Origin of the sequence: Serratia inhibens (assembly GCF_003591175.1) — a bacterium.
Lineage (GTDB): Bacteria > Pseudomonadota > Gammaproteobacteria > Enterobacterales > Enterobacteriaceae > Serratia > Serratia inhibens.
Genome location: NZ_QYYG01000006.1, coordinates 289,209 through 297,378 on the forward strand (window position 1 = coordinate 289,209; position 8,170 = coordinate 297,378).

The window sequence follows — 8,170 nt, forward strand, 5'->3', positions numbered from 1 at the left end:
CTCAAGGATAAACAGCATGACCGTATTGTCGCGGCGCAGGCTGCTCGGCGGACAATGGCGTCTCCCTTCGGCGGCGAACCGCCCCCCGTGGTCGCATCAAGAATCCCTTTTTATTGCCGGTTGTACCCGTTGCCAGGCCTGCATTCGCGTCTGTGAAACCGGCGTGCTGATCGGCGGCAGCGGCGGCTTTCCCGAGATTGATTTCCAGCGGGCGGAATGTACGTTTTGCGGGCGTTGCGCACAGGCCTGCGAAGCGCCGCTGTTTCGCCCGCTGGCGGAAATCCCCTGGCGGCAATATGCGGCGTTTGGCGCCGATTGCCTGGCGCAAAGAGGTATTGAATGCCGCAGTTGCCAGGACAGTTGCGAGCCGCAGGCGATCCGCTTTCGGCCACGGCTGGGCGAGATGGCGCAGCCCATGCTGGATACCGCAGCCTGCAACGGCTGCGGCGCCTGTGTCGCCGGCTGCCCGGCGAATGCCGTCACCCTAATCCGGAGCGAAAACAATGAATAACGAATGGCACGTAAGCGGGCTGGTGGTGCAGGCCCGGCCGGAAAAAATTCCACGGCTTGTCACGGCACTGCTGGCGATAACGGACACGGAAATCCCGGTGCAGGATCGGCCGCAGGGAAAGCTGGTGGTAGTGATGCAGGCGTCTTGCTCTCAGGCGTTGCTGGAAAAAATTGAGTCAGTGCGCAATCTGGACGGCGTGCTGGCGGTATCGCTGGTTTATCACCAGCAGGACTTGCAAGGTGAGGTAACGCCATGAAACTCAGTCGCCGAGACTTCATGAAGGCTAACGCCGCGGTGGCCGCTGCGGCGGCGGCCGGGTTGACGATTCCAACGGTAGCGCAGGCGGTGGCAGGCAGTGCGGATGCCATCAAATGGGACAAGGCACCCTGCCGCTTCTGCGGTACGGGCTGCGGCGTGCTGGTCGGTACCCAAAATGGCCGTGTCGTCGCCTCGCAAGGGGACCCGGATGCGTCGGTCAACCGCGGGTTGAGCTGCATCAAAGGCTATTTCCTGCCGAAAATCATGTACGGCAAAGATCGCCTGACCCAGCCGCTGCTGCGGATGAGAGCCGGCCAGTACCATAAAGAAGGCGAGTTCACCCCCATCAGTTGGGAACAGGCTTTCGACATCATGGCCGAAAAATTCAAACAGGCTTTGAAGGAGAAGGGGCCCGACGCTGTGGGTATGTTCGGCTCCGGCCAGTGGACCGTGTGGGAAGGCTACGCCGCCGCCAAATTGTTCAAGGCCGGGTTGCGCACCAATAATCTGGATCCGAACGCTCGCCATTGCATGGCTTCGGCGGTGGTGGGTTTCATGCGCACCTTCGGCATGGACGAGCCGATGGGCTGCTATGACGATATCGAGCAGGCTGACGCCTTCGTGCTGTGGGGCTCCAACATGGCGGAAATGCACCCGATCCTGTGGTCGCGCATTACCGATCGCCGTCTGAGCAACGAGAAGGTCAACGTATCGGTACTGTCGACGTATGAGCACCGCAGCTTCGAACTGGCGGACAACGGGATGGTGTTCACGCCGCAGACCGATCTGGCGATCATGAACTACATCGCCAACTACATCATTCAACACAACGCCGTAGATCAGGACTTCCTCAATCGGCACGTCAATTTCCGCCGCGGGGCGACGGACATCGGTTACGGCCTGCGCCCGACCCACCCGCTGGAAAAAAAGGCGAAAAATCCAGGTTCGGATGCTTCCGAACCTATGAGTTTCGAAGAGTACAAGGCTTTCGTGGCGGAATACACGCTGGAAAAAATCGCCAAAATGAGCGGCGTGCCGGAAGACCAACTGGAAGCGCTGGCGAAGCTGTATGCCGATCCGAACATCAAGGTGGTGTCGTATTGGACCATGGGCTTCAACCAGCATACGCGCGGCGTCTGGGCCAATAACCTGTGCTACAACCTGCACCTGTTGACCGGCAAGATCGCCAAACCGGGCTGCGGGCCGTTCTCGTTGACCGGCCAGCCTTCCGCTTGCGGCACCGCGCGCGAGGTAGGCACCTTTGCCCACCGTCTGCCGGCCGACATGGTAGTCACCAACGAAAAACACCGCCAGACAGCCGAGCAGAAATGGCAGCTGCCGGCCGGCACCCTTCCGGCAAAAGTCGGGCTGCATGCGGTAGCGCAGGATCGCGCGCTGAAAGACGGCACGCTGAACGCTTACTGGGTGATGTGCAACAACAACATGCAGGCCGGGCCGAATATCAATGAGGAACGGATGCCGGGCTGGCGCGATCCGCGCAACTTTGTGGTGGTGTCCGATCCTTACCCGACCGTCAGCGCCCTGGCCGCCGACCTGATCCTGCCGACCGCCATGTGGGTGGAGAAAGAGGGCGCTTACGGCAATGCGGAGCGCCGCACCCAGTTCTGGCGCCAGCAGGTAAAAGCGCCGGGCGAGGCCAAATCCGATCTGTGGCAACTGGTGGAGTTCGCCAAGCGTTTCACGGTGGAAGAGGTGTGGCCGGCGCAACTGCTGGAACAAAACCCGCAATACCGGGGCAAAACGCTGTACGACGTCCTGTTCGCCAACGGTGAGGTGAACAAATACCCGCTGACGGAAATCCCGGCGGACCAGCTCAACGACGAGGCGCGCGCCTTTGGCTTCTATCTGCAAAAAGGGCTGTTCGAAGAATATGCCGGTTTTGGCCGCGGGCATGGCCACGATCTGGCGGCGTTCGATATGTACCACCAGGCGCGCGGGTTGCGCTGGCCGGTAGTCGACGGCAAAGAGACGCTGTGGCGCTACCGCGAAGGCACCGATCCTTATGTCAAAGCGGGGGAAGCGGTGCGTTTCTACGGTAAACCGGACGGCAAGGCGGTGATCTTCGCGCTGCCGTTTGAACCGGCGGCGGAAAGCCCGGACGCCGAATACGACCTTTGGCTGTCTACCGGCCGGGTGCTGGAACACTGGCATACCGGTTCGATGACCCGGCGGGTGCCGGAGTTGCACCGCGCCTTCCCGGAGGCGGTGCTGTTTATCCATCCGCTGGATGCCAAGAGCCGTAATCTGCGCCGTGGCGATAAAGTCAAAGTGTTGTCGCGCCGTGGCGAGGTGATCAGCACGGTAGAAACCCGTGGCCGCAATCGTCCGCCGCGCGGGCTGGTGTATATGCCGTTCTTTGATGCTGCGCAACTGGTGAACACCCTGACGCTGGACGCCACCGATCCGCTATCGAAAGAGGTCGATTTCAAGAAATGCGCGGTGAAGCTGGAGAAGGCGTGAGTGCGCCTCGGTGCGTTCAACACCCATTTTATTACCCGGGAGCCAAATAAAAATGAAAAGCCCTGTCGTGAAAAAGACGCTTGCCCTGTGGGCGGCGGCGTTGTCGCTGGCGTTTGCCGGCCTGGCCTTTGCCGCCGGCGGTGTCGATCTCAGCCAGTCGCCGGAGGTCTCCGCCACCGCCGTCGGGCCAATCTCCACGCCTAAACAGCAGGAGCGGATGGCGCTGAACTATGTCAATCAACCGCCGATGATCCCGCACAGTGTGGACGGTTATCAGGTCAGCAAAAACACCCACCGCTGCCTGCAGTGCCACGGGGTGGAGCATTACCGCACCACCGGCGCGCCGCGTATCAGCCCGACGCACTTTATGGATCGTGACGGCCGGGTGCTGAGCGACGTCGCGCCGCGTCGCTATTTCTGCCTGCAGTGCCACGTGCCGCAAACCGATGCGGCGCCGATTGTCGGCAATGATTTCCAGCCCATGCCGGGCTTTGGGCGCTAAACGGAGGCGTTATGGCAGAACCTGATCACACCCCAACTGAAAAAAAAACCGGCCCCTTACTGCGGCTGTGGCGCTGGTGGCGCAGGCCCAGCCGCCTGGCTTTGGGCACGTTGTTGTTACTGGGCTTTGGCGCCGGGATTATCTTCTGGGGCGGTTTTAATACCGGTATGGAAGCGGCGAATACCGAGCAATTTTGTATCGGCTGCCACGAAATGCGCGAAAACGTGTATGAGGAATACATGGGTACGGTGCATTACAACAACCGCAGCGGCGTGCGCGCCACTTGCCCGGATTGCCACGTGCCGCACGAGTGGGCACCGAAAATGCTGCGCAAACTGAAGGCCAGCAAGGAACTGTACGCCAAGGCGTTCGGCCTGATCGATACGCCGCAGAAGTTTGACCAACACCGGCTGGCGATGGCCGGCAACGAGTGGGCGCGCATGAAGGCCAACGATTCGCAGGAGTGCCGTAACTGCCATAACTTCGAGTATATGGACTTCACCGCGCAGAAAACCGTGGCGGCGAAGATGCATGACAAGGCGATAACCGAAGGCAAAACCTGCATCGATTGCCATAAGGGCATCGCCCACAAGCTGCCGGATATGCGCGACGTCCCCAACGGATTTTAAACCCTTCAATGCTCATAGCCCCGCAGCTCTCCCGGAGCCGCGGGGTTTTTTGTTGCAAATCCGTTGTCGCCTGGGGGCCCAATCGCGGTATCATTTTTGCGATTCAGCTAACGGAAAAGAAGAAGGGTTCATGTCGGCGAAAATTGAGAATGTGAAGAAAGAGCTGCTGTCGGATAACTGGTATGTGCTGCACAAGTACACCTTCGATTTGCAGCGCAAGGACGGCAGCTCGGTTCAGCAGATGCGTGAGGTCTACGACCGTGGCAACGGCGCCACCATTTTGCTGTATAACCGCGCCAAGGGAACCCTGGTGTTGACCAACCAGTTCCGCATGCCAACCTATGTGAATGGTAATGAAAGCGGCATGCTGTTGGAGGCTTGCGCCGGCCTGCTGGATGCCGATTCGCCCGAGCAGTGCGCGCGCCGGGAAGCGGTGGAAGAAACCGGTTTTCAGGTCGGTGAGGTGACAAAGATTTTTGAAGCTTACATGTCACCGGGTGGAGTGACCGAGATCGTGCATTTCTTTATTGCCGAATATCATGAGAATGAGCGGCGTGCGGCCGGCGGTGGTATAGAGGACGAAGATATCGAAGTGGTCGAACTGCCGTTCAGCGAAGCGGTGGCGATGATTGCCGACGGTCGAATTAAAGATGGCAAAACCATCATGTTGGTGCAGTACCTGCAGACCCACCGAATTATGGGCGGTTGAAATAGCGCTAAAAACTCCGCCGGGCGCGCGCACCGGCGAAGTTAATTAACTCCCTTTTACTCGCAGACTGGTGGCTCTGGCGGGCAAACAGGTGGTTTTGGCGGTGGGCAAACCGGTGGTTGCGGTTTGCAGCCGTTGCCCCACAGGCCGGCCAGGTGGCCCAGGGTGTCGCCGATGAAGCCAACACCTGCACCAATGATTGCCAGGCCCAGACCGAAGGTTGCGCCGTTAACTTCTTCAGTTTGACTAACAGTAAGTTCTTTCATCTTAATCTCCATTTCCATGATGAAGCTTGAAATACGTATCGGTGATACGCTTATTCCTTTTCTGCTAACGCGTCCGCCACTAAGATATAAATGTTTTGTAAAGATATTGCCAAGTAAATATTATTAGGGTAAGTCTTAAATTAAGCGAAGTTTTTTTGTATGTTGTTGTTTTTTATGTTGAATATTTTATTTCAGACATTTATTGGTCATTTAAAATTGTAAATTAATGTAAATAAATGCGGTTTTTTTGTCGTTTGCAGATAAAGAAAATCCTATATTTCCCGTTGTTTCCAAATTTTAAAAAACCAACAATTGAAATTTTGTCTTAATTTCTCATGCTGGATTGATTGCGCATTCATAAAGGTTTTTATTTTTCCACGCCTGTTTTTTCTTAATTTCTTGAATTATTCCCATGAACGTTTTTTGCACCACTGATTGGCGCTTAGGCAGTAATCCTATTTATTTGGAAATCTCAAGGCGGCTTTTTTAACGCCTATTTGGAAACTGGTCGTATGATTTTTAATACTCTACAATTAGCTGGTGTTTGGCCGGAAAAGGAGTTTCCTCTGGTTGGACACTATCAAGGAGAGCAGGGTATGATTTTTATCAGGAAAGATGAGTGCGTATTTCATAAGGAATGTGAAATTCATATGTCTTCGATATGGGTGGCATTTTTACGCCTGGTTTTTCCCGTCAGATACCCTTTTGTTACCTATATTTTATTGGAGTAATTAACATGATCGAACTTTCTCAGAAGGAAATTGAGCAGGTAACGGGTGCCGGTTTACTGAGCAGCATTGCGGGCAATAATATTTTGAAAGCAGTGGATCTCACTAACGGCTTCTTTAATGCGGTTGCACCAATCGGTCAGGCACTGAATGCCATTCCTTTTGTTGCGCCAGTGCATGAACTGGGCGACACGCTGATTGGTGCATGCCTGAAAGTCAGCGCCGGCATCGGCCAGGCGCTGGGGGGTACCTACGAGCTGACCCAGCCTTACCATGTAACCTCTGAATGGGGCCGCGGCTAATTACCGATGCCTACGCCGGCCATTTTTAATGGCCGGCTTTTTGTTGAATTATATTTAAGGAAAAATATATGGCTACGCAAAACAGTGATGTTTTGGTGACGTTTACCGAAGAACAATCAAAAAAGCTGGCTGAGCTGCGCGACACGGGCCAATATGCCGACGGCTACCGTTACATCCGCGATATCGTGCATGAAGCGCGTGTGGCCTATACCGGCAATGTGCCGCCGACCACGGTGTATTTGTTCGGTGACGAACATGCGAAAGAATTGATCAAGCTGGAAACCTGGATTAGCTACGTGGTAGGCATCAATTCCGGCGATAATTCGGCATACAGTGAGTTTGTGCGTGGGTCTACCAAGGTTGCTTCGCTGTTGCAGGGCAAGCCGATTTCCGAAGCAACCTTCCAGTTGGCTTCCGACAAGCTGGCGATGATCGTGATTGACGACGCATTGGCCCATGGCGGCATGTTGTCAGCCGGTGACGTGGTGAACACCGATGTGACTCAGGCGCTGGAAAACCTGGGGCTGCCGCCTGCGGGTTGGGCCGGGGTGCTGGGGGATGTCTTCCCGCCGCCGTTGGGCTTTGGCGAGAACTTTGTGCAGGTTTCCGATCCGGCCGATGGCCTGCTGCCGTTCCTTGGCGGGTTGGCCGCGGCGCTGACCGCCAACCTGGTGGGTGGGGTCGGCCGACTGGCCGTCGATATCGTATTGAACAAAAACGGGCTGGTGACCAATACGCTGGATCTGTTGCTGACCGGCATTCTCGATCCGGTGCACGACGCCAGAACGGTCAACGGCAGCATCTTGTCTGACCACCTGTATGGCGGTTACGGCAACGATCATATCTCCGGCGGCAAGGGCAATGATTGGCTGTATGGCAAAGACGGCGACGATATCCTCGACGGCGGTACCGGGGCGGACAAAATGTACGGCGGCGGCAACAACGACACCTATATCGTCGACAATATCCGTGACGAAGTGCATGAAAACTACGGTGAAGGCCTGGATACCGTGCAATCCTCGGTCAGCTATACGTTGGCCAAGAACGTGGAATATCTGGTGCTGACCGGTAAAGACAACATCGTCGGCACCGGTAATGAGCTGAATAACTTTATTGCCGGCAACGACGGCAGCAACGTGTTGAGAGGCGAGGCCGGCAACGACATTCTGTCCGGCGGCGCAGGCAATGACATGTTGTTTGGCGGTGAGGGTAATGACGTTCTGATTGGCGGGCTTGGCGTCGATCAGCTGTCCGGCGGCGAAGGGGCCGATACCTTTATCTTTAACAGCTACAATGAATCGCGAGCCTCTTCACCGGACTGGATCACCGATTTTGTCAGCGGCACCGACAAAATTGACCTTTCGGTGTTCAACACCGGCGAAGGCTTGCAGCAGATTACCTTTGTTAGCGCGTTCAGCGGCAAGGCAGGGGAGGCGACCCTGACTTATGATAAGGCGACCAACGTCAGCGACCTGGCGATCAATATGGGCGGTGATTTCACCAGCGCCGACTTCCTGGTGAAGATCGTCGGTCATCCGCTGCAGCAGGTTGATTTTATCGTGTAGTGTTACACAACCTTGACTAGTCCTGGCATAGGTTGACACTTTTATGCCTGTAAAACGCCTGATGCACTGCATCGGGCGTTTTGTATTTTAGCGACTGGTGAGGCCGCTCTCTGTTGTAAATTTCTATCGATTCCCTCACCATCTTTCTTGCCTGCTCCAGATCTGCCGGGCGTGATAGCAAAAACTCCGTCTTCAGTATCCCGTTCACCCTTTCCGCCA

10 protein-coding genes are annotated in these 8,170 nt (G+C 56.0%); 8 read left to right on the top strand and 2 right to left on the bottom strand.

The genetic code is table 11. From position 1 onward, the window contains the following. The first annotated feature begins 16 nt into the window (after nt 1-16). The 6 genes from napF (at nt 17) to nudK (ending at nt 5,090) form a co-directional block, all read left to right on the top strand. Nucleotides 17-511: a ferredoxin-type protein NapF gene (napF, locus tag D4100_RS18855; protein ID WP_006317256.1), complete on the top strand. Its 495-nt coding sequence runs from the start codon at nt 17-19 to the stop codon at nt 509-511. After that, entirely contained in the window at nt 504-767 is a 264-nt protein-coding gene (gene napD / locus D4100_RS18860; protein ID WP_006317255.1) for a chaperone NapD, read from the top strand. Before napF ends, napD begins: the two co-directional genes overlap by 8 nt. Continuing rightward, a complete protein-coding gene (gene napA, locus D4100_RS18865) occupies nt 764-3,250 on the top strand; it encodes a nitrate reductase catalytic subunit NapA (protein WP_006317254.1) in 2,487 nt (828 codons plus the stop codon). Before napD ends, napA begins: the two co-directional genes overlap by 4 nt. A 52-nt stretch (nt 3,251-3,302) precedes the next feature. Continuing rightward, complete coding sequence (napB, locus tag D4100_RS18870; protein ID WP_006317253.1) at nt 3,303-3,752, top strand: nitrate reductase cytochrome c-type subunit; 450 nt, start codon at nt 3,303-3,305, stop codon at nt 3,750-3,752. Between the two features lie 11 nt (nt 3,753-3,763). Next, nucleotides 3,764-4,381, top strand: a complete 618-nt coding sequence (gene napC, locus D4100_RS18875) for a cytochrome c-type protein NapC (protein WP_119804996.1) — start codon at nt 3,764-3,766, stop codon at nt 4,379-4,381. Between the two features lie 130 nt (nt 4,382-4,511). Beyond that, nucleotides 4,512-5,090 carry a GDP-mannose pyrophosphatase NudK gene (gene nudK / locus D4100_RS18880; RefSeq protein ID WP_119804997.1) on the top strand — a complete coding sequence of 193 codons (579 nt, stop codon included), beginning with the start codon at nt 4,512-4,514 and terminating at the stop codon, nt 5,088-5,090. Between the two features lie 56 nt (nt 5,091-5,146). Here the strand turns inward: nudK and D4100_RS18885 are convergent, their stop codons facing one another. Beyond that, nucleotides 5,147-5,356 carry a hypothetical protein gene (locus D4100_RS18885; RefSeq protein WP_006317250.1) on the bottom strand — a complete coding sequence of 70 codons (210 nt, stop codon included), beginning with the start codon at nt 5,354-5,356 and terminating at the stop codon, nt 5,147-5,149. Between the two features lie 736 nt (nt 5,357-6,092). Between D4100_RS18885 and D4100_RS18895 the strand changes: the two genes are divergently transcribed. Together D4100_RS18895 and D4100_RS18900 are read left to right on the top strand one after the other, a co-directional pair. Beyond that, nucleotides 6,093-6,386: a hypothetical protein gene (locus tag D4100_RS18895; protein WP_006317249.1), complete on the top strand. Its 294-nt coding sequence runs from the start codon at nt 6,093-6,095 to the stop codon at nt 6,384-6,386. 68 nt (nt 6,387-6,454) lie between these two features. Then, a complete protein-coding gene (locus D4100_RS18900; protein WP_119804998.1) occupies nt 6,455-7,951 on the top strand; it encodes a calcium-binding protein in 1,497 nt (498 codons plus the stop codon). Nucleotides 7,952-7,967: 16 nt separating this feature from the next. On the opposite strand, the gene D4100_RS18905 is transcribed toward D4100_RS18900, so the two are convergent. Beyond that, nucleotides 7,968-8,170, bottom strand: a 203-nt coding sequence (locus D4100_RS18905; RefSeq protein WP_147417757.1) for an integrase core domain-containing protein, incomplete at its 5' end; no start/stop codon positions are given.

What these genes read in the sequence shown, in the direction of transcription:
- napD (WP_006317255.1), top strand. Translation starts at nt 504, where the DNA reads ATGAATAACGAATGGCACGTAAGCGGGCTGGTGGTGCAGGCCCGGCCG.
- napC (WP_119804996.1), top strand. Translation starts at nt 3,764, where the DNA reads ATGGCAGAACCTGATCACACCCCAACTGAAAAAAAAACCGGCCCCTTA.
- D4100_RS18885 (WP_006317250.1), bottom strand. Translation starts at nt 5,356, where the DNA reads ATGAAAGAACTTACTGTTAGTCAAACTGAAGAAGTTAACGGCGCAACC.
- D4100_RS18900 (WP_119804998.1), top strand. Translation starts at nt 6,455, where the DNA reads ATGGCTACGCAAAACAGTGATGTTTTGGTGACGTTTACCGAAGAACAA.
- napF (WP_006317256.1), top strand. Translation starts at nt 17, where the DNA reads ATGACCGTATTGTCGCGGCGCAGGCTGCTCGGCGGACAATGGCGTCTC.
- napB (WP_006317253.1), top strand. Translation starts at nt 3,303, where the DNA reads ATGAAAAGCCCTGTCGTGAAAAAGACGCTTGCCCTGTGGGCGGCGGCG.
- napA (WP_006317254.1), top strand. Translation starts at nt 764, where the DNA reads ATGAAACTCAGTCGCCGAGACTTCATGAAGGCTAACGCCGCGGTGGCC.
- D4100_RS18895 (WP_006317249.1), top strand. Translation starts at nt 6,093, where the DNA reads ATGATCGAACTTTCTCAGAAGGAAATTGAGCAGGTAACGGGTGCCGGT.
- nudK (WP_119804997.1), top strand. Translation starts at nt 4,512, where the DNA reads ATGTCGGCGAAAATTGAGAATGTGAAGAAAGAGCTGCTGTCGGATAAC.